General features: G+C 72.3%; 19 protein-coding genes. 10 read left to right on the top strand and 9 right to left on the bottom strand.

Going from position 1 to position 20,260, the window contains the following annotated elements; translation table 11 throughout:
* Nucleotides 1-35: 35 nt before the first annotated feature.
* Genes ACIBG4_RS17340 through ACIBG4_RS17320 form a run of 5 tightly spaced genes read right to left on the bottom strand, consistent with a single transcriptional unit; the run spans nucleotide 36 to nucleotide 4,532 of the window.
* Nucleotides 36-887, bottom strand: a complete 852-nt coding sequence (locus ACIBG4_RS17340; RefSeq protein WP_397202602.1) for a bifunctional 5,10-methylenetetrahydrofolate dehydrogenase/5,10-methenyltetrahydrofolate cyclohydrolase — start codon at nucleotides 885-887, stop codon at nucleotides 36-38.
* A complete protein-coding gene (locus tag ACIBG4_RS17335) occupies nucleotides 884-1,489 on the bottom strand; it encodes a cyclodeaminase/cyclohydrolase family protein (protein WP_397202601.1) in 606 nt (201 codons plus the stop codon). The genes ACIBG4_RS17340 and ACIBG4_RS17335 overlap by 4 nt, the downstream gene beginning before the upstream one ends.
* A gap of 58 nt (nucleotides 1,490-1,547) precedes the next feature.
* Nucleotides 1,548-2,135, bottom strand: a complete 588-nt coding sequence (locus ACIBG4_RS17330) for a hypothetical protein (RefSeq protein WP_397202600.1) — start codon at nucleotides 2,133-2,135, stop codon at nucleotides 1,548-1,550.
* 49 nt (nucleotides 2,136-2,184) lie between these two features.
* Nucleotides 2,185-3,189, bottom strand: coding sequence for a LacI family DNA-binding transcriptional regulator (locus ACIBG4_RS17325; RefSeq protein WP_397202599.1), 1,005 nt, complete (start codon nucleotides 3,187-3,189; stop codon nucleotides 2,185-2,187).
* Nucleotides 3,177-4,532 carry a rhamnulokinase family protein gene (locus tag ACIBG4_RS17320; protein ID WP_397202598.1) on the bottom strand — a complete coding sequence of 452 codons (1,356 nt, stop codon included), beginning with the start codon at nucleotides 4,530-4,532 and terminating at the stop codon, nucleotides 3,177-3,179. Before ACIBG4_RS17320 ends, ACIBG4_RS17325 begins: the two co-directional genes overlap by 13 nt.
* Before the next feature lie 122 nt (nucleotides 4,533-4,654).
* Here ACIBG4_RS17320 and ACIBG4_RS17315 point away from each other — a divergent pair, with 122 nt between their 5' ends.
* The 8 genes from ACIBG4_RS17315 to ACIBG4_RS17280 all read left to right on the top strand — a co-directional run bounded on the left by ACIBG4_RS17315 (nucleotide 4,655) and on the right by ACIBG4_RS17280 (nucleotide 14,371).
* Nucleotides 4,655-6,151, top strand: a complete 1,497-nt coding sequence (locus ACIBG4_RS17315) for a sugar ABC transporter ATP-binding protein (protein WP_397202597.1) — start codon at nucleotides 4,655-4,657, stop codon at nucleotides 6,149-6,151.
* Entirely contained in the window at nucleotides 6,148-7,185 is a 1,038-nt protein-coding gene (locus tag ACIBG4_RS17310; RefSeq protein ID WP_355438095.1) for an ABC transporter permease, read from the top strand. The genes ACIBG4_RS17315 and ACIBG4_RS17310 overlap by 4 nt, the downstream gene beginning before the upstream one ends.
* Nucleotides 7,182-8,138 carry an ABC transporter permease gene (locus ACIBG4_RS17305; RefSeq protein ID WP_310712427.1) on the top strand — a complete coding sequence of 319 codons (957 nt, stop codon included), beginning with the start codon at nucleotides 7,182-7,184 and terminating at the stop codon, nucleotides 8,136-8,138. The genes ACIBG4_RS17310 and ACIBG4_RS17305 overlap by 4 nt, the downstream gene beginning before the upstream one ends.
* Complete coding sequence (gene rhaS, locus ACIBG4_RS17300) at nucleotides 8,135-9,208, top strand: rhamnose ABC transporter substrate-binding protein (RefSeq protein ID WP_355438098.1); 1,074 nt, start codon at nucleotides 8,135-8,137, stop codon at nucleotides 9,206-9,208. The genes ACIBG4_RS17305 and rhaS overlap by 4 nt, the downstream gene beginning before the upstream one ends.
* Before the next feature lie 103 nt (nucleotides 9,209-9,311).
* The gene (locus tag ACIBG4_RS17295) at nucleotides 9,312-9,623 is read left to right on the top strand and encodes an L-rhamnose mutarotase (protein WP_310712425.1); all 312 of its coding nucleotides are present in this window, start codon (nucleotides 9,312-9,314) and stop codon (nucleotides 9,621-9,623) included.
* 28 nt (nucleotides 9,624-9,651) lie between these two features.
* A complete protein-coding gene (gene rhaI / locus ACIBG4_RS17290) occupies nucleotides 9,652-10,797 on the top strand; it encodes an L-rhamnose isomerase (RefSeq protein ID WP_397202596.1) in 1,146 nt (381 codons plus the stop codon).
* Complete coding sequence (locus ACIBG4_RS17285) at nucleotides 10,797-12,836, top strand: bifunctional aldolase/short-chain dehydrogenase (RefSeq protein ID WP_397202595.1); 2,040 nt, start codon at nucleotides 10,797-10,799, stop codon at nucleotides 12,834-12,836. The genes rhaI and ACIBG4_RS17285 overlap by 1 nt, the downstream gene beginning before the upstream one ends.
* Before the next feature lie 119 nt (nucleotides 12,837-12,955).
* Nucleotides 12,956-14,371: an L-fucose/L-arabinose isomerase family protein gene (locus ACIBG4_RS17280; protein WP_310712422.1), complete on the top strand. Its 1,416-nt coding sequence runs from the start codon at nucleotides 12,956-12,958 to the stop codon at nucleotides 14,369-14,371.
* A 128-nt stretch (nucleotides 14,372-14,499) separates the two neighbouring features.
* Here the strand turns inward: ACIBG4_RS17280 and ACIBG4_RS17275 are convergent, their stop codons facing one another.
* From ACIBG4_RS17275 to ACIBG4_RS17260, 4 genes are all read right to left on the bottom strand, one after another.
* The gene (locus ACIBG4_RS17275) at nucleotides 14,500-15,273 is read right to left on the bottom strand and encodes a chitosanase (protein WP_310712419.1); all 774 of its coding nucleotides are present in this window, start codon (nucleotides 15,271-15,273) and stop codon (nucleotides 14,500-14,502) included.
* Nucleotides 15,274-15,366: 93 nt separating this feature from the next.
* Nucleotides 15,367-16,002, bottom strand: coding sequence for an FMN reductase (locus ACIBG4_RS17270; RefSeq protein WP_397202594.1), 636 nt, complete (start codon nucleotides 16,000-16,002; stop codon nucleotides 15,367-15,369).
* A 31-nt stretch (nucleotides 16,003-16,033) separates the two neighbouring features.
* Nucleotides 16,034-17,116 (bottom strand): LLM class flavin-dependent oxidoreductase, encoded by a 1,083-nt coding sequence (locus ACIBG4_RS17265; RefSeq protein WP_355438214.1) that lies wholly within the window; start codon nucleotides 17,114-17,116, stop codon nucleotides 16,034-16,036.
* An 85-nt stretch (nucleotides 17,117-17,201) separates the two neighbouring features.
* Nucleotides 17,202-17,867, bottom strand: a complete 666-nt coding sequence (locus ACIBG4_RS17260) for an NAD(P)H-binding protein (protein WP_397202593.1) — start codon at nucleotides 17,865-17,867, stop codon at nucleotides 17,202-17,204.
* Between the two features lie 182 nt (nucleotides 17,868-18,049).
* On the opposite strand from ACIBG4_RS17260, the gene ACIBG4_RS17255 reads away from it, so the two are divergent.
* Complete coding sequence (locus tag ACIBG4_RS17255; RefSeq protein ID WP_397202592.1) at nucleotides 18,050-18,757, top strand: hypothetical protein; 708 nt, start codon at nucleotides 18,050-18,052, stop codon at nucleotides 18,755-18,757.
* A 140-nt stretch (nucleotides 18,758-18,897) separates the two neighbouring features.
* The gene (locus ACIBG4_RS17250; RefSeq protein ID WP_355438122.1) at nucleotides 18,898-20,250 is read left to right on the top strand and encodes a sugar ABC transporter substrate-binding protein; all 1,353 of its coding nucleotides are present in this window, start codon (nucleotides 18,898-18,900) and stop codon (nucleotides 20,248-20,250) included.
* Nucleotides 20,251-20,260 lie beyond the last annotated feature (10 nt).

Below are 20,260 nucleotides of genomic sequence, written 5' to 3'. Positions count from 1 at the left end.
CGGCGCCGGCCTGCGGCGCGCGTCGTGGGCGCGGGTCACGTCAGTCCCGCGGCGGTCGCGGTGTGGCGCAGCAGCAGGGCGGTGGTCACCGGGCCGACGCCGCCGGGCACCGGGGTCAGCGCGCTCGCCCTGCCGATGACCGCGGCGAAGTCGACGTCGCCGGTCAGGCCCCCGTCGGCCGTCGGGTTGGTGCCGACGTCGATCACGACCGCGCCGGGCGCCACGTGCTCCGCGCCGATCAGCCCGGCCCGGCCCACGGCCGCGACCAGCACCTCGGCGGTGGAGGTGACCGCGGCCAGGTCTCGGGTGCGCGAGTGGCAGACGGTCACGGTGGCGTGCCGGTCGAGCAGCAGGTGCGCCAGCGGCTTGCCCACGACGGTGGACCGGCCCACCACGACGGCCCTGGCGCCCCGTAGCTCGACGCCGTGCCGGTCGAGCAGCGCCATCACCGCGGCGGCCGTGGCCGGCGCGAACGCGGGCAGCCCGGCCGCCAGCCGGCCGAGCGACAGCGGGTTGGCTCCGTCGACGTCCTTGGCCGGGTCGATCGCGCCGGCCAGCTCCTGCGCCGACGCGCCCTCGGGCAGCGGGGTCTGCAGCATGACGCCGTGGACCGACGGGTCGGCGCTGAGCCGTTCGAGCGTGGCGCGGATGCCCGCCACCGGGGCGGCGGCGCCGAGGTCCACGATGTCGCAGGCGACGCCCACCCCGGCGGCGGCCTTGGCGATGGAGCGCACGTACCACAGGGACGCCTCGTCGGCGGTGGCCACCACGACCGCCAGCCTCGGTGCGGTCCCGGCGGCCCGCACGAGCCCGGCGACCTCCTCGCGGAGGGCGGCGGCGAGCTCCCGGCCGCGCAGCTCCACGCCGTTCGCGGGGGTCCCGGTCATCGGGCGAGGTCCTCGCGCACGGCCGCCGTGACCCGCTCGGCCCGGGCGACGGCGTCGTCCACACCCGCCAGGCGTGCGCGCAGCCCGTCCAGCACCGGTTCGTCCTTGATGCCGCCCATGTTGACCTCGACGTTGACGCGGGCCGTGGCGAGCGCGGCCCGCGCGGCCTCGGCCGCCGCGGCCACGTCGGTGACCACGTTGGGGTTGCCGATCGGCAGCAGTGTCTCGCACAGCTCCACCAGCCGCGCGGCCGTCTCGGCGACCCGGGCGGGCGGCTCGGCCGCGCCGGCGAGGGCGGCGGCGATGGCCGCGCTCCGCTCCTCGCCCTTGGGCAGCTTGTACGCCTCCGTCACCGCCGTGAACGCCGCCGCGTCCTCGGCGGCCAGGCCCAGGGCCCGCTCGCGCAGGGCGTCGGTCTCGGCCGTCACCGCGGCCACGGTCGCCGCGTGCCCGGCGTAGCGGTCGCCGGTGCTGTAACGGGCGACCATGCCCAGCAGCGCCGCGGCCTGGGCCGCGTGCAGGGCCGCGGTCGCGCCACCGCCCGGCGCGGGCTCGCGGGCGGCCAGCCGTTCGAGGAAGTCGCCGATCTTCATGTCGCGCATGGCGGCATTCTGCCAGCCCGCCGCATCCGGGCTCACGCCCGGCCGCGGGCCCGGCGCGTCACTCCCGGTGCATCGGCCGGGTCGCGTCGTCGGACACCTGCCCATAGGACGACGGCCCCTGGGACGACGGCCCCTGCGACGGCGGCCCGTACGACGACGGCCCGTAGGCTCCGTGAGACGGCGCCCCGTACGCCTCGTGGCCGGACATCTCGTACGCCGACGTCCCGTGCCCCGGCGTCACCACCGGCGGACGCCGCGAGCGCCATCGCGACGGGAACGCCGACGCCACCAGCAGCAGGACCCCCAGCACCAGGAACACCCCCGTGTACCCCAGCGTCAGATACCCCGAACGCATCCAGCCCGGCACGAACCGACCTATCACCGACGACCCGGACAGGATCTCGGCGAACGGCAGCAGACCGAGCAGCGTGAACCCGATCCCGCCCAGCAGCGAGGCGACCGGCGACAACCGCGAGGAGGCGAGAAGGGCCAGCAGCACACCGGCCACCACGATCGCGGCCAGTCCGGTCCACGAGACCAGGAAGTTCTGGATGCTCAGCGAGACCTCGCCGACTCCGTACACCAGGGCCACGGCGACCAGCGGTGGCAGCAGGACCCCGGCGACCACTCCGAGTACATGACGCACACCGTTGGACATGACGCCCCAACCCCCGTCGTCCGGTAAGGGCCCCAACCTACCGCGTGGATTCCCGCACGACGAGGTCCGGCTGGAACATGATCTGCTGGTGCGCGTGGGTGTCGGGGTTGTCGCACTCGTCCAGCAGCAGCTCGGTGGCCACCCGGCCGAGCTGGTAGGTCGGCTGCCGGATCGACGACAGGGACACCGTGGAGGCCGAGGCGAAGTCGATGTCGTCGTACCCGATCAGCGACACGTCCTCGGGCACCCGCACCCCCGCCTGGAGCAGGCCCCGCAGCATGCCGAGCGCCAGCAGGTCGTTGGCGCAGAACAGCGCGTCGGGCAGGGTGCCGTCGGCCAGCAGCTTCTCGGCCGCCTGCTGACCGGCCTTGGCCGTCATCGCCGGCATCGCGATCTCGCGCAGCTCCGCCGGGTCGCGTCCGGCCGCGGTCAGGGCCTGCTCGGCGCCCCGCCGCCGGTCCTGGCACTGCCGGATGGCGGGAGGCCCGGTCACGTAGCCGAGCCGCCCGGCCCCGCCGCGCAGCAGGTGGGCGGCCGCCATGGCGCCGCCGGTCACGTCGTTGACCGCGACAGCGCACTGGGTGGAGCGCTCGGCCGGGTGATCCACGAGCACCACGGCGATGCCCCGCTCGCGCAGCCGCTCCAGCCGGGCGGGGTCCTCGTCGGAGGGCGTGATGAGCACGCCGCGCACGCGCTGCTCAGCGAAGACCAGCAGGTTGCGCTCCTCCTTCGGCCGGCTGCCCGAGGAGTTGCCCAGGATGACCGCGTAGCCGCGCTCGCTGGCCATGTCCTCCACGCCGGCGGCGACGTCGGTGAAGAACGGGTTGCCGATGTCGATCACCGACAGCCCGATCGTGCGGCTGTGGCCGGCCCGCAGCGTGGAGGCCGAGCCGTGCCGGACGAACCCCAGGTCACGGATGGCGGCCTCGACGCGGGCGCGGGTGCCGCCCGCGACCTTCTCGGGGCGGTTGAGCACGTTGGACACCGTCCCGGGCGACACGCCCGCCCGGGCCGCGACGTCCTTGATGCTCACTGTGGCCATTCACGCCCCCGAGGCTCGTAGGTGCGCACGTCCGCGCTCCGCCGTACCAGATCCCGCATCTCGGCCAGGTCGCCGACCAGGCCGCGGGCTCGCGCCTGCACCAGCGCGTTGCCGAGGGCGGCCGCCTCGACCGGGCCCGCGACCACCGGGAGCCCCGTCGCCTCGGCCGTGAGCCGGCACAGCAACGCGTTGCGCGAGCCGCCGCCGACCACATGGACGACCTCGACGGGCCGCCCGCTGAGGCGGGCCGCGTCGTCGACGGCCCTTTTGTAGGCGAGGGCGAGGCTCTGCAGGATGCATCGTACGGCCTGCGCCCGTCCCTCCGGCGGCCGCTGCCCGGTACGGGTGCAGTAGGCGTCGATGCGGGCGGGCATGTCGCCCGGCGGCAGGAACGACGGGTCGTCGGGGTCGATGACCGCGTCGGTGCGGGCGTGCTCGGCCTCGGCCAGCAGCGCCTCCAGGTCGGGGTGGTCCCAGACGCGCAGGCACTCCTGCAGGATCCACAGGCCCATGACGTTGCGCAGGTAGCGGACGGTGCCGTCGACGCCCGTCTCGTTCGTGAAGTTGGCCAGCCGGCTCTGCTCGGTGAGCACCGGGGCGGGCAGCTCGACGCCGACGAGCGACCACGTGCCGCACGAGATGTAGGCGAAGTTCGGGCCGGTGGCGGGCACGGCCACCACGGCGGAGGCGGTGTCGTGCGAGGCGACCTGGGTGACGACCGTGGAGTAGCCCAGCTCGGCGGCCACGTCCTCGCGCACGGGACCCGACTCGGCATCGGTGATCGGCGGCAGGATCCGGCGGGGCAGGCCGAGCCGGTCGACCAGGTCCCACGCCCAGTCGCGGCGGGTGACGTCGTACAGGCCGGTGGTGGAGGCGTTGGTGCGCTCGGCGGCGATCCGCCCGGTCAGCCAGTAGCCGATCAGGTCCGGGATCATCAGCAGTGTCGCGGCCTCGTCGAGCCGCTCGCGCAGGAGCTGGTTGACCGTGGTGAACGGCAGGAACTGCAGCCCCGTCACCTCGTACGGGTCGATCCGCTCGGCGACCCCGGCCGTGCGCGCGTCGCGGTAGTGGACCGGGTTGCCGATCAGCCGGCCCGCGGCGTCGAGCAGGCCGTAGTCCACGGCCCACGAGTCGACGCCGGCCGACTCGGCGGGCCCCGCCCTGCGCAGGCCGTCGAGCACGCCCTGGTACAGGGAGAGGATGTCCCAGTGCAGGGTCCCGGCCACCCGTACCGGCCGGTTGGGGAAGCGGTGCGCCTCGGCGAGCTCGATCTTGTCGGCGGTGATGTCGGCGGTCATCACGCGCCCGCTGGAGGCGCCGAGGTCCACAGCGGTGAATCGCATGCGCTGATTAAAACGTATCAATCACAATGGCGCCATAGCCGAGGCTGCCCCATTGACGGCCGCAGGCGCAGCGCCTACATTCCGGAAACATCCTGTTAAAACGTTTGTCGCGCGGAGGATGTATGGGCGCTCACCCCACGCTCGCACTCGCCGGCGTCAGCAAGTCCTTCGGCGCGGTCCGGGCGCTACGGGACGTCTCCATCGAGCTGCACGCGGGCGAGGCGCACGCCCTCGCGGGCGAGAACGGGGCGGGCAAGTCCACGCTCGTCAAGACGCTCGCCGGGGTCCACCGCCCCGACCAGGGCAGGATCCTGCTCAACGGCGAGCCCGTCGTCTTCTCCGGACCGGCCGACGCCCAGCAGGCCGGCGTCGCCGTCATCTACCAGGAGCCCACGCTCTTCCCCGACCTGTCCGTCGCCGAGAACATCTTCATGGGCCGCCAGCCCCGCCGCTCGCTGGGCCGCATCGACCGCGCCGCCATGCGCGCCGAGACCCGCGAGCTGTTCGGCCGGCTCGGCGTCGCCCTCGACCCCGGCCGCCCCACGCGCGGCCTGTCCATCGCCGACCAGCAGCTCGTGGAGATCGCCAAGGCGCTCTCCCGCGACGCCCGGGTGCTCGTCATGGACGAGCCGACGGCCGCGCTGTCGGGCGCGGAGGTCGCCCGCCTCTTCTCCGTCGTCGAGGCGCTGCGCGAGCACGGCTGCGCGGTCCTGTTCATCTCCCACCGGCTCGACGAGATCTTCGCCCTCTGCCAGCGCGTCACCACGCTGCGGGACGGCCAGTGGATCGCCAGCGAGCCCGTTGCCGGTCTCACCCACGACGACCTGGTGCGCCGCATGGTCGGCCGCGACCTCGGCGCCCTCTACCCGAAGCAGGAGGCGGCCGTCGGCGACGTCGCCCTCAGGGTCGAGCGGCTGACCCGCGAGGGCGTCTTCACCGACGTCTCCTTCGAGGTGCGGCGCGGCGAGATCGTCGCCCTGGCCGGGCTCGTCGGCGCCGGCCGCAGCGAGGTGGCCCGCGCGATCTTCGGGATCGACCGGTGGGACGCCGGCACGGTCACCGTGGACGGCCGCGAGCTGCCGCCCGGCAGCCCCACGGCCGCCATGGGCGCCGGCCTCGCCCTCGTCCCGGAGGACCGCCGCCAGCAGGGCCTGGTCATGGAGATGTCGATCGAGCGCAACATCGGCCTGACCGGGCTGCGCTCCCTGCGCCGCGGCCCCACGATCTCGCGGCGGGCCGAGCGCGACCGCGCGGCGGACTGGGCGGCACGGCTGCGGCTGAAGTTCGCCCGGCTCGGCGACGGCGTCGGCGTGCTGTCCGGGGGCAACCAGCAGAAGGTCGTGCTCGCCAAGTGGCTGGCCACCGAGCCGTCCGTGCTCGTCGTGGACGAGCCGACGCGCGGCATCGACGTGGGCACCAAGGCTGAGGTCCACCGGTTGCTGTCGGAGCTGGCCGGGCAGGGCATCGCCGTCCTGATGATCTCCTCCGACCTGCCCGAGGTGCTCGGCATGGCCGACCGGGTGCTCGTCATGCGCGAGGGGCGGCTGAGCGCCGAGATCCCGCGGGCCGAGGCCACCGAGGAGAGCGTGATGCACGCCGCCACGAGGAGGGCCGCATGACCGCGACCACGGTGCCGGACCAGGGGCCAGGCCGGGAGCTCGGGACGCGCGGCGCCCGCGCCCTGGTGGACCTCGTCTTCCGCGCCCGTGAGCTGAGCCTCGTCGTGGCGCTGGCCGTGCTCGTCGCCGTGACCGCCGCGGTCAACGGCAACTTCCTGTCCGGCCAGGGCATCGAGGACATCCTGCTCAACACCGCGATCCTCGCCCTGCTGGCCGTCGGCCAGTCGATCGTGGTGATCACCCGCAACATCGACCTGTCGGTCGGCTCCGTGGTGGGGCTCGTCGCGTTCGTCACCGGCGACGTGCTCGCCCGCGGCGCCGGGATCGTGCCGGCCGTGCTGCTCGGCGTGGCCATCGGCGCCGCCTGCGGCCTGGTCAACGGGCTGCTGGTCAGCTTCTGCCGCGTGCCCGCGCTGGTCGTCACGCTCGGCACGCTGTACGTCATCCAGGGCCTCGACCACTACCTCGCCCACGGCCGGCAGATCAACGCGGTGGACCTGCCGCCCGCCCTGCTCGCCCTCGGCAACGGGGCCGTGCTGGGCGTGCCGTACCTGCCGCTCATCACGCTCGTGGTCATGCTCGCGGTCGGCGCCTACCTGCGCGCGTACCCGAGCGGCCGGGAGTTCTACGCGATCGGCTCCAGCCCCGAGGCCGCCCGGCTGGCCGGCGTGCCCGTCCGGCGGCGCGTGCTGGCCGCCTACCTGGTCAGCGGCTGCCTGGCCGGGCTCGCCGGGGTGCTGTGGCTGGCCCGGTTCGGCACGGTCGTCGGCGACTCCGCCAACGGCTGGGAGCTGCTGGTGGTCAGCGCGGTCGTGGTCGGCGGCGTGGCCATCACCGGCGGCGTCGGCAGCGTGTACGGCGCCGCGCTCGGCGCGCTGCTGCTCACCACGATCGGCAGCGCGCTCGTCGTGCTGCGGGTCAACCCGTTCTGGCAGCAGGCCATCACCGGGGCGCTGCTGCTGCTGGCCATCAGCGTCGACCGGGTGCTCGCGATCCGCGTCGCCCGCCTGCTCAGGAAGGGGAGCCGCCGATGACCCGGGTGCTGCGCTGGGACGTGCTGGTCGGCGCGCTGCTGGTGGCCGTGTTCGCCGCGGGCTCCTTCTCCGTGCCGGGGTTCGCGACCGTGGACAACCTGTCGTTCGCGCTCGGCGACCTCGGCGAGATCGCGCTCATCGCGCTGGCCATGACCCTGCTCGTGGTGGCCGCCGAGGTGGACCTGTCGGTGGCCTCGGTCCTCGGCCTGTCCAGCGCCATGGTCGGCGCGCTGTGGGACGGCGGCATGGCCATCGAGACGATCATCCCGCTGGTCGTGCTCACCGGAGCCGTGTGCGGCCTGGTCAACGGGCTGCTCGTGACCCGCCTCGGCCTGCCGTCGCTGGCGGTCACGATCGGCACCCTCGCGCTCTACCGCGGCCTGGCGTACGTGGTGCTCGGCGACCAGGCCGTCGCGCAGTTCCCGCCCGCCTACACCGCGCTCGCCGTGGACGACGTGCCCGGCACGCCGATCCCGTACCCCGTCGCCCTGTTCGTCCTGCTCGCCGCCGTCACCGGGGTCGTCCTGCACGCCACCGGCTTCGGCCGCGCCCTGTACGCCATCGGCGCGCAGGAGCAGGCCGCGTTCTTCGCCGGGATCCGCGTCAAACGGATCAAGCTGGTGCTGTTCACGCTCTCCGGCACCGTCGCCGCGTTCGCCGGCGTCGTCTTCACCCTCAGGTACGGCTCGGCCCGGGCCGACAACGGCCTCGGGATCGAGCTGGCCGTCATCGCGGCCGTGCTGCTCGGCGGCGTCGACTTCGACGGCGGCAAGGGCACCCTCGGCGGCGTCATCGCCGGGGTGCTGCTCATCGGGCTGCTGCGCAACCTGCTCATGCTCGGCGACGTCTCCACCGAGATCCAGTCGATCGTCACCGGGCTCCTCCTCATCGTGTCGGTGCTCACCCCCCGCCTCGTCTCGCTGGTCAGGCCCGTCCTGAAAGGAACCCCATGACCCCGATGCGTCTCACAGCCGTGGTCGCCCTGCTCGCCCTGGGGGCCGCCGCCTGCGGCGGCACCACCAAGTCCAGCGTCACCTCCGCCCCCGCGCCGGCCCCCGCCTCCTCCTCGGCCGCCGCCAAGGCCGACCCGAACGCCCCCCTCAAGGAGGGCATCAAGCTGGCGTTCCTCCCCAAGCAGATCAACAACCCGTACGAGACCATCGTCGACAACGCGGGCATCGAGGCCGCCAAGGAGTACAAGGGCGAGGCGAAGGAGGTCGGCCCGTCCGACGCCTCCGCCTCCTCCCAGATCTCCTACATCAACACGCTCACCCAGCAGGGCCACGACGCGATCCTCATCGCCGCCAACGACGCCAACGCCGTGTGCGGCCCGCTCTCGACGGCCCGCGCCAAGGGCATCAAGGTCGTCTCGTACGACTCCGACGCCGCCCCCGAGTGCCGCGACCTGTTCATCAACCAGGCCAGCTCCGAGGAGGTCGGCCGCAGCCAGGTCAGGCTGCTCGCCGACCTGATCGGCAAGAAGGGCGAGATCGCCATCCTGTCGGCCACGGCCAACGCCACGAACCAGAACACCTGGATCAAGTACATGAAGGACGAGCTGGCCAAGCCCGACTACAAGGACATGAAGCTCGTCAAGGTGGCCTACGGCGACGACGACGACCAGAAGTCGTTCACCGAGACCCAGGGCCTGCTCCAGGCGTACCCGGACCTCAAGGGCATCATCTCGCCCACCACGGTCGGCGTCTCGGCGGCGGCCCGCTACATCTCCGGCTCCAAGTACAAGGGCAAGGTCGTGCTGACCGGCCTCGGCACGCCCAACCAGATGCGGCAGTTCGTCAAGGACGGCACGGTCGAGAAGTTCGCCCTGTGGAACCCCAAGGACCTCGGCTACCTCGCCTCCTACGCGGCGGCCGCGCTGGTGTCCGGCCAGATCACCGGCGCCCAGGGCGAGACGTTCAAGGCCGGCAAGCTCGGCGAGCGCACGATCGGCGCGAACGGCGAGGTCATCCTCGGCCCGCCGTTCACCTTCGACGCCGCCAACATCGACCAGTTCGACTTCTAGCGGTCCCCCCAGGACCGCTCTCCCCGGTCCCCGCCGCCCGGCGGGGACCTCACCACGAGCAAGACCAGCGAAGGCGAGGGCCAGTGAAGGTGCGGAGGGTGCCATGCGGCGCGTGTGCTTCCTGCTGAAGGTGCGCGAGGACCGTCTCGACGAGTACCGCGAGCGGCACGAGGCCGTGTGGCCCGACATGCTCGACGCCCTGCGGACGGCCGGATGGGGCAACTACTCGTTGTTCCTGCGCGAGGACGGCCTGCTCGTCGGCTATCTGGAGACCGACGACTTCGAGGCCGCCCAGCGGCGGATGGCCGAGACGGACGTCAACGACAGGTGGCAGGCCGAGATGGCGCCGTTCTTCGAGACGGGCCGGGCGGACGAGGCCTTCGCGCCGCTGGAAGAAGTGTTCCACCTTGACTGAATCAGGACAGAATGAATCGGGGAAGGCTTTGATCAAGGAAGAGCTGCGCCGGCAGCGCATCGAGACGCCGTCGTGGGCGTACGGCAACTCCGGCACCAGGTTCAAGGTGTTCGCCCAGCAGGGCGTGCCGCGCGACCCGTACGAGAAGCTGGCGGACGCCGCGCAGGTGCACCGCCACACGGGTGTCGCGCCGACCGTCGCCCTGCACATCCCCTGGGACAAGGTCGACGACTACGCCGACCTGGCCCGGCACGCCTCGGAGCTGGGCGTGACGATCGGCGCCATCAACTCCAACGTGTTCCAGGACGACGACTACAAGCTGGGCAGCGTCACCCACCCGGATCCGGCGGTGCGCAGGAAGGCGCTGGGCCACCTGCTGGAGTGCGTGGACATCATGGACCAGACCGGGTCCGACACGCTCAAGCTGTGGTTCTCCGACGGCACCAACTACCCCGGCCAGGACGACATCCGCTCGCGCCAGGACCGGCTCGCCGAGGCCCTGGCCGCCGTCTACGAGCGGCTCGGGGAGGAGCAGCGGTTCCTGCTGGAGTACAAGCTGTTCGAGCCGGCCTTCTACATGACGGACCTGCCGGACTGGGGCGCCGCCTACGCGCACTGCCTCAAGCTGGGCTCGAAGGCGCAGGTCGTGGTCGACACCGGCCACCACGCGCCGGGCACCAACATCGAGTTCATCGTGGCGTTCCTGCTGCGCGAGGGGAAGCTCGGCGGCTTCGACTTCAACTCCCGCTTCTACGCCGACGACGACCTCATGGTGGGCGCGGCCGACCCGTTCCAGCTGTTCCGCATCATGTGCGAGGTGATCCGCGGCGGCGGGTACACCGACGAGACCGCGTTCATGCTCGACCAGTGCCACAACATCGAGCCCAAGATCCCCGGCCAGATCCGGTCGGTCATGAACGTGCAGGAGGCGACCGCCAAGGCTCTCCTCGTGGACCGTGACGCGCTGGCCGCCGCGCAGCGCGAGGGCGACGTGCTCGGCGCCAACGCCGTGCTCATGGACGCCTACAACACCGACGTCCGCCCCCTGCTCGCCGAGCTGCGCGAGGAGATGGGGCTGGACCCGGACCCGATGGCCGCCTACGCCAGGTCCGGTTACTTCGACAAGATCGCCGCCGAGAGGGTCGGCGGCGCGCAGGCAGGGTGGGGAGCCTGATGCAGGCCGTACAGGAACTGCTCGAAAGAGCGCACGCGCTGGGCGCCGACCCGCGCAACACCAACTACGCCGGGGGCAACGCCTCCGCCAAGGGCAGCGAGACCGACCCGGTGACGGGCGAGCAGGTGGAGCTGATGTGGGTGAAGGGGTCCGGGGGCGACCTCGGCACCCTCACCGCGGCCGGCCTGGCCGTGCTCCGGCTCGACCGGCTCCGCGCGCTGACCCGGGTCTATCCCGGTCCCGAGCGCGAGGACGAGATGGTCGCCGCGTTCGACTACTGCCTGCACGGCAAGGGCGGCGCCGCGCCGTCCATCGACACCGCCATGCACGGCCTGGTCGAGGCCACGCACGTGGACCACCTGCACCCCGACTCCGGCATCGCCATCGCGACCGCCGCCGACGGCCCCGAGCTGACCGGCCGGATCTTCGGCGACCGGGTCGTGTGGGTGCCGTGGCGGCGGCCCGGCTTCCAGCTCGGCCTCGACATCGCCGCCATCAAGGAGGCGAACCCGCAGGCCATCGGCTGCATCCTCGGCGGCCACGGCGTCACCGCCTGGGGCGCCACCAGCGAGGAGTGCCAGGCCAACTCCCTGGAGATCATCCGCACCGCCGAGCGGTACATCGCCGAGCACGGCCGTCCCGACCCGTTCGGCCCGGTCGTGCACGAGCCGCTGACCGAGGAGGCCCGCCGCCGCCGCGCGGCCGAGCTGTTCCCGGTGGTCCGGGGCCTGGCCAGCACCGACGCGCGGCAGGTCGGCCACTACACCGACTCGCCCGAGGTGCTCGACTTCCTGGCCCGGGCCGAGCACCCCAGGCTCGCCGCGCTCGGCACGTCGTGCCCGGACCACTTCCTGCGCACCAAGGTCGCGCCGCTCGTGCTCGACCTCGCGCCGGACGCCCCGCTGGAGGAGGCCGTGGCCCGCCTGCGCGAGCTGCACGCCTCCTACCGCGAGGAGTACGCCGCCTACTACGCCCGCCACGCCACCCCCGACTCGCCGCCGATGCGCGGCGCGGACCCGGCGATCGTGCTGGTGCCCGGCGTCGGCATGTTCAGCTTCGGCAAGGACAAGCAGACCGCGCGCGTCGCCGGCGAGTTCTACGTCAACGCCATCAACGTGATGCGCGGCGCCGAGGCCCTGTCCCGCTACCAGCCGATCGCGGAGTCGGAGAAGTTCCGCATCGAGTACTGGGATCTGGAGGAGGCCAAGCTGCGGCGCATGCCCGCGCCCAAGCCGCTGGCCGGCCGGGTCGCCCTGGTGACCGGTGGCGGCTCCGGCATCGGCGCCGCCACCGCGCGCCGCCTGGCCGCCGAGGGCGCGTGCGTGGTCGTCGCCGACCGCGACGTGGCGGCCGCCGGCAAGGTCGCCGCCGAGCTCGGTGCCAAGGCGCTGCGCGCCGAGGACGTGGCGATCGCCGCCGAGGCGGACGTCACCTCCGAGGAGCAGGTCGCCGAGGCCGTACGGCAGGCGGTCCTCGCCTTCGGCGGCGTGGACCTGGTCGTCAACAACGCCGGGCTGTCCCTGTCGCGCTCCCTGCTGGAGACCACGCTCGGCGACTGGGACCTCCAGCACGACGTCATGGCCCGCGGCTCGTTCCTCGTCTCCCGCGAGAGCGCCCGCGTGCTCATCGACCAGGGCATGGGCGGCGACATCATCTACATCTCCTCGAAGAACTCCGTCTTCGCGGGGCCCAACAACGTCGCCTACGGCGCCGCCAAGGCCGACCAGGCCCACCAGGTACGGCTGCTGGCCGCCGAGCTCGGCCAGTACGGCGTCCGCGTGAACGGCGTCAACCCCGACGGCGTCGTGCGTGGCTCCGGCATCTTCGCCTCCGGCTGGGGCGCCAACCGGGCGGCCGTGTACGGGGTGGAGGAGGAGCGGCTCGGCGAGTTCTACGCCCAGCGGACGCTGCTCAAGCGCGAGGTGCTGCCCGAGCACGTGGCCGCGGCCGTCTTCGCCCTCACGGGCGGCGACCTGGCGCAGACCACCGGCCTGCACATCCCGGTCGACGCGGGCGTGGCGGCCGCCTTCCTGCGCTAGCCGTCTCCCGCGGCGCACAGCGGTGCCGCCGGCATGTCATCCGTCGCCGGCGGCACCGCCTCCCTCTGTCCCCGAACCCCGCTACCCCCCAAAACGGCTCTAACACCCCAGGAGGCACGATGCCGCTCGAACGGATAAACGCACCCCGGACCAAGGTCGGGCTCGTCGCCGGCGGGCTCGGCGCGTACTGGCCGCAGTTCCCCGACCTGCTGCCCCAGCTCCAGCGGTCGTCCGCGCGCGTGTCGGAGCGGATGGGGGAGCTCGGCTGCGACGTGGTGGACGTGGGCTTCATCTCCGACGCCCAGGAGGGCGCGGTCGCGGCAGAACGGCTGCGCGAGGCCGGCTGCGACATCATCGTCGGCTTCCTGACCACCTACATGACCGCCACCATGCTGCTGCCCATCGCGCAGCGCAGCGGCGCGCCCGTGCTGCTCATCAACCTGCAGCCGACCGAGTCGATGGACCACGACACCTTCGACACCGGCCAGTGGCTGGCCTACTGCGGCGCCTGCCCGCTGCCGGAGATGGCCAACACCTTCACCCGGGCCGGCATCCCGTTCCGCTCCGTGTCGGGCTACCTGGAGGACCCGCGCGCCTGGGAGCGCATCGAGCGGTGGGTCAAGGCCGCCGGCGTGCGCGCGGCGCTGGGCAAGGGCCGCCACGGGCTGATGGGCCACCTGTACCCGGGCATGCTCGACGTCTCCACCGACCTCACGCTCGTCCCGGTCAACTTCGGCGGCCACGTCGAGGTCCTGGAGTTCGACGACCTGCGCGTACGCGTGGAGAAGGTCGGCGACACCGAGGTCAAGGAGCGTATCGAGCTGGCCCGCGAGGTGTTCGAGCTGGCCGACACGGTCGTGCCCGAGGACTTCGAGTGGGCGGCCCGCGTCTCCGTGGGCCTCGACCGGCTGGTGGAGGACTTCGACCTGGACAGCCTCGCCTACTACCACCGCGGGCTGGACGGCGAGATCCACGAGCGGCTCGGCGCCGGCATGATCCTCGGCGCGTCGCTGCTCACGGCGCGCGGCGTCCCGGCGGCCGGCGAGTACGAGCTGCGCACCTCCCTGGCCATGCTGATCATGGACCGGCTCGGCGCGGGCGGCTCCTTCACCGAGCTGCAGGCGCTGGACTTCCTGCGCGGCCACGTCGAGATGGGCCACGACGGCCCGGCCCACCTGGCCATCAGCGCCCGACGTCCCCTGCTGCGCGGCCTCGGCGTCTTCCACGGCAAGCGCGGCTGGGGCGTTTCGGTCGAGTTCGACGTGGCGCACGGGCCGGTGACGGCGTTCGGGCTCATCCAGCGGCGCGACGGCAGTTTCGCGTTCGTCGCCTCGGAGGGCGTGACCGTGGACGGCCCGCACCTCAAGATCGGCAACACGACGTCGCGGGTGGACTTCGGCCGCGACCCGGGGGAGTGGACGGACGCGTGGAGCGCCTCCGGCATCTCCCACCACTGGGCCCTCGGCACCGGCCACCGGATCGGCGAGCTGCGGGCGCTGGCGGACCTGATGGACGTGGAGCTGGTGGAGATCTGATCCCCGGCGCGGTCGCATCCTTCGGCCACGCGGCACGGTGGACATCGTCGCCACGCTGGGAGGCCGTACGTGGAAGGTGGCATGAGGCGGCTCCCGGCCGCGCGGAGGGCGCGGCCGGGAGCCGTCGGTCACTTCTTGATCGTGTAGCTGTCGCCGTAGACCTTCCAGGTGAGCGGTGGGTCGAGGTCGAGGTTGCCGTTCTTGAGGAAGACCCGCTGCGCCGTGTCCACGCGGCTGGTGTCCTCGTGCGCCTCCTCTGCCTTCATGGCCGCCTTGCGGGCGTCCAGGAACGCGTTGAGGTACGTCGTCTCGTTGCCGCCCTGGGCCGGGGTCTTGGCCTTGGCCAGGGCCGACTTCCTGATGCCGCCGAAGCTCAGCTTGTCGGTGCCGGGGCCGTGCATGACGATGGCGTCGTAGTAGACGAACTGGCCGAGCGCCCGCAGGCCGTCCTGCTTGGCCTGCTTGACGGCCGGGTCGAAGTAGACGCGGTCGCGCTCGTCGTTCTGCGCCTGCTGGAAGACGGTGTCCTTGGCGGCCGTCTTCCAGTCCTTGGTGAAGTTCGGGTCGAGGCCCTTGTGGGAGTCGCTGCCGTTGACCTTGCGCAGCGCGGGGAGGTACTTGGCGAGCACGTTGCCGGGCTTGCGGTCGGTGTAGACCTCGACGAGCTGGAGCATGTCGCTCGTGCCGGAGCAGAAGCCGATGATGCCGGCGGTGTAGCCGCGCCCGTCGTCGATGTCCTCGATGTAGCCGTACTGGGCCTTCCAGTCGAGCGACGAGTTCTCCGCGCTGGACACCAGCTGCATGGCGATGTCCTTCTTGTGCGGATCGGTCAGGTCGACGGGCGCCTGGAGCGTCAGCGCGAGCACGGGCGCCAGGACGGGGGCGAGGAGGGTGGTTAACACATGCGCTCCTGTGAGCCGGGGTTCGTTAGGAAGCCTTCCTAACGAACCGGACACACAGGAGTCAAGGGCTTCGCCGAATCCTGTGGAGCACCGTCACGGCCGCAACGCCGCGAGCTGCTGCGCGAACGGGACCACCGCCTCGGCGTCCGCGCTGGTCCCGGCCGCGGCCGCGCGGCCCGACACCAGCTCCGCCAGCTCGCCGGCGGCCCGCCCGATCCGCTCACCGAGCCCGTCCGTAAAGGCGTCGCCCCCGCCGCCCCAGTCCTCCGAGGCCGCGTACACGGCCGTCGGCACCACGATCGCGCGCAGGTACGCGAACAGGGGACGCATCGCGTGCTCCAGCGCCAGCGAGTGCCGGGCCGTGCCGCCCGTGGCGGCGATCAGCACCGGCTTGCCCGCCAGCGCGTCCGGCTCGATGACGTCGAAGAACGACTTGAACAGGCCGCTGTAGGAGGCGGTGAAGACGGGCGTGACCGCGACGAGCCCGTCCGCCCGCGTGACCGCCTCGACGGCCTCGCGCAGCCGGGCGCCGGGGAAGCCGGTGACGAAGGCGTTGGCGATGTCCACGGCCAGGTCGCGCAGCTCCACCACGCGCACCTCGACCGGGTCCGGCCCGCCCGCGCCGGTGGAGTCCTCCAGGTGGCGGCGGGCCGCCTCCAGCAGGCGGTCGGCCAGCAGGCGGGTGGAGGACGGCTCGCTGAGTCCCGCCGACACGGCGACGAGCTTCATGGTCACACTCCTGTTCGGAAGAGAAGGAAGGTCAGACGGCGGACGGCTGGGCCGCCGTGCGGGAGGCGTGCGTGGGGGCGTCCGGCACGCTGTCCGGACGGTCCTTGGCGAACTCGCGGCGCAGCACCGGCACGACCTCCTCGCCGAGGAGGTCGAGCTGCTCCAGCACGGTCTTCAGCGGCAGCCCGGCGTGGTCCATGAGGAACAGCTGCCGCTGGTAGTCGCCGAAGTACTCGCGGAAGGTCAGCGTCCGGTCGATGACCTGCTGCGGGCTGCCCACCGTGAGCGGCGTCTCGGCCATGAAGTCCTCCAGCGAGGGCCCGTGGCCGTACACCGGGGCGTTGTCGAAGTACGGGCGGAAGTCGCGGACCGCGTCCTGGGAGTTCTTGCGCATGAACACCTGCCCGCCGAGGCCCACGATCGCCTGCTCCGGCGTGCCGTGCCCGTAGTGGGCGTACCGCTGCCGGTAGAGAGTGATCAGCTTGATGAAGTGGTCCTTCGGCCAGAAGATGTTGTTGGCGAAGAACCCGTCGCCGTAGTACGCGGCCTGCTCGGCGATCTCAGGGCTGCGGATGGAGCCGTGCCACACGAACGGCGGCACCCCGTCGAGCGGGCGCGGCGTGGAGGTGAAGCCCTGCAGCGGCGTGCGGAAGCGGCCCTCCCAGTCCACCACGTCCTCGCGCCAGAGCCGGTGCAGCAGCGCGTAGTTCTCGATGGCCAGCGGGATGCCCTGCCGGATGTCCTGGCCGAACCACGGGTAGACCGGGCCGGTGTTGCCACGGCCCAGCATCAGGTCCACCCGGCCGTCGGCCAGGTGCTGGAGCATGGCGTAGTCCTCGGCGATCTTGACCGGGTCGTTGGTGGTGATCAGCGTCGTGGACGTGGACAGGATCAGCCGCTCGGTCCGCGCCGCGATGTAGCCGAGCATCGTGGTCGGCGACGAGGGCACGAACGGCGGGTTGTGGTGCTCGCCGGTGGCGAACACGTCGAGGCCGACCTCCTCGGCCTTCAGGGCGATGGTCACCATCGCCTTGATGCGCTCACTCTCGGTCGGTGTGCGGCCCGTGGTCGGGTCCATGGTCACGTCGCCAACACTGAAGACGCCGAACTGCATCTTAGTCACCACCTATGACTGTTGAAACTTTAACAGCTACCTCAGCGTCCCGGTGCCCGGGGTTATTCCGCCGGTGAGGGGGCGCTCAGGCGCGGGCCGCCGCGAGGGCGTTGATCGCGGCCGGCCCCAGGATGCGCTCGGGGGCCCCGGTCGCGGCCACCGCGATCATGGCCTGGCCGATCCGCTCCGTCGTCGTCACGCTCGCCGGGAACACCCGCCTCAGGATCGGGAAGAGCGGCGCCGTCACCACGTACGCCAGCCGGTACCACCGCGTCCGCGAGGTCGCCCCGTGGACCGGCTGGATGTAGCCGGGCCGGAACATGTACGCCTCCAGCGGCAGCTCCAGCAGCGCCTCCTCGGTGGCGCCCTTGACCCGCGCCCACATCGCCCGGCCCTCCGCGTCGGTGCCGGCGCCCGAGACGTACACGAAGGTCGAGCCGGGGTTGAGCCGGGCCAGCGTGGTGCCCGCGGCCAGCGTGTACCCGTACGTGACCCGCCGGTAGTCCTCCTCGCTCATGCCCGCCGAGGAGACGCCGAGACAGAAGAAGCACGCGTCGTGGCCGGCCAGGTCGTCCTCGATCGGGGTGAGGTCGAGCAGGTCGGCGTGCGTCACCTCGCGCAGCTTGGGGTGTGAGCGCCCGGTGGGGGCGCGGCCCACCGTGAGCACGGACTCCACCCGGTCGTCCTCCAGGCACTCCCGCAGCACGCCCTGCCCGACCATGCCGGTCGCGCCGAAGACGATGACTTTCATCCGGGCTCCGTTCCGAGCGGAATGTCACCCGCTCGTACCGATCATCCCAGGCTCGGCGTCGTCCGGCACCCCGACCCCGGGCCGCGACCGGGGGACCCCGGTCCGGTGGCAGGTAAAGACGGCCGGATCCGGCCTGTGCGCGGCCCATCCCCGCGGCGCGCCTCCTCGCTCATCATGGGCCCATGTCACCCGAGGCGATTCACCAGCAGCAGCGGCTCGCCGATCCTCCCGAGACCGCCCTTGAGCCCGTTCCCGAGCCCGACACGGACCCTGCCGCGTCCGCCGCCGACGAGAGCGGCGCCACCCGCCGCCGTGGCGCCCGCGCCCTGGTCGCGGCCCTGGCCGTCGTCGCGCTGGCCGCCGGCGGCGTCGCCGTCTTCCAGTACGTCCGCGCCCACGCCCCCCGCCCCGTGGACGGCGGCACGCCGCCCTGGCCCGTACCCGCCGACCCGCTGCCCGGCATCCGGGCCGCCGGCCTGACCCACGGACCGATGGGCCACGCCGAGCACTACCACGCCCACCTCAGCGTCTTCGTCGACGGCGACGAGGTCGAGGTGCCGGCCGACATCGGCATCGTGGGCGAGGAGATGTCGCCCCTGCACACCCACGACAACCGGGGCGTCATCCACGTCGAGCCGCACACCAAGGGCGAGGTCTTCACCCTCGGCCAGCTCTTCAAGCAGTGGGGCGTCACGCTGTCGGCGAGCCGGCTCGGCTCCCTGAGGACCGACGCCGGCCACACCCTGACCGCCGCGGTGAACGGGGTGCCGGTCACGGGCGACCCCGCCGCCGTCGTGGTCAAGGCGCACGAGCAGATCTCGCTCGTGTACGGCAAGCCGGACCCCTCCTTCAAGGCCCCCTCGACCTTCACCTTCAAGCCGGACGAGTGACCGTCGTGGCCTCCGGGGAGGGCCGGCGCGCCCTTCCCGGAAACGGTCACGTAACGCCATTGCATTATTAATAAAATACCAATAATGTCTCCCACCAAGCCGGAACCCGAGGTCAGGCGTTCCGTTGGAAGGGAGTCAGCATGGGATCGAAGATCTCCCGGGCGGCGAGGATCGCGGCCGCGGCCGCCGCGATCGGCCTCGCCGCGGCGTGCGGCGGAGGCGGCGAGCCGGCCGGCACGCCGGCGGGCGGCGGAGCGAGCGGTGATCCGGCCAAGCCGGTGACGCTCACGTTCTGGTCGTGGGTGCCGGACATCCAGAAGGCGGTCGACCAGTTCAACGCCTCCCACCCCGGCGTCAAGGTCAACCTGGAGACCATCACCCCCGGCCCCGACGGCGGATACGCCAAGATGCTCGCCGCGGTCAAGGCGGGCAACGCCCCCGACGTGGCGCAGGTCGGCTACGACTCGCTGCCCTCGTTCCTCGTCAACGGCGCGCTGCAGGACGTCACCGAGTACGCCGGGGACGACGCGGCGAAGTTCGTCGACTGGCAGTGGCAGACCGGCGTCTTCGGCGGCAAGGTGTACGCGATCCCGCAGGCCAGCGGCCCGATGGGCTTCTACTACCGCAAGGACCTGTTCGACAAGTGGGGCATCGAGGCGCCCAAGACCTGGGACGACTTCGCCGCGGCCGCCGCGACCATCCGCAAGAAGGACAAGGACGCCTACATCTCCACGTTCGCCGCCAACCAGGCGCCGTGGCTGATCTCCCTGGCGCAGCAGGCGGGCCAGCAGTGGTTCGGCACCGAGGGTGACTCCTGGAAGGTCACCATCGACAACCCCGACACCCGCAAGATGGCCGCCTTCTGGCAGAAGCTGCTGGACGACAAGGTGCTCAAGACCGAGGCCGACCTGTCCAACGCCTGGTACAAGGACCTGCAGACCGGCGGCATCGTGGGCTGGATCGGCGGCTCCTGGGGCGACGCGATCATCCGCGGCAACGCCCCCGGCACCTCCGGCAAGTGGGCCGTCGCCCCGATGCCGCAGTGGCCCGGCGCCACGGGGTTCACCTCGGCGAGCTGGGGCGGCGGCTCCTCCTCGGCGATACTCAAGGGCACCAGGAACCCCGCCGCCGCCACCGAGTTCGCGGTCTGGCTCAACAGCGACCCGCAGAGCGTCAACACGCTGCTGTCCGCCGGCTACGGCTGGCCGTCGGTCAAGGACACCAGCAAGGTCACCAACCTGCACAAGGACGACACCGTCTTCCCCTTCTACGGCGGCCAGAACATCTGGGACGTCTTCAAGGAGTCCGACGCGGCCGTGACCACGGACTGGCGCTGGCCGCCGGTGAGCGACGCCCTCTACGCCAGCCTCACCGACAACGCCAAGGCCGCCGTCCAGGGCCAGGGCACCCTCACCGACGCCTTCGCCAAGACCCAGCAGGCGATGGTCGAGCAGCTCAAGGCCAAGGGCCTGAGCGTCGTGACGGGCGGCTGACGGTGGCGGG

Source organism: Nonomuraea sp. NPDC050383 (assembly GCF_044459125.1).
In the GTDB taxonomy this organism is placed as follows: Bacteria; Actinomycetota; Actinomycetes; order Streptosporangiales; family Streptosporangiaceae; genus Nonomuraea.
Note: the sequence above shows the minus strand (reverse complement) of the source record. Positions and strands in the feature narration are given on the sequence as shown.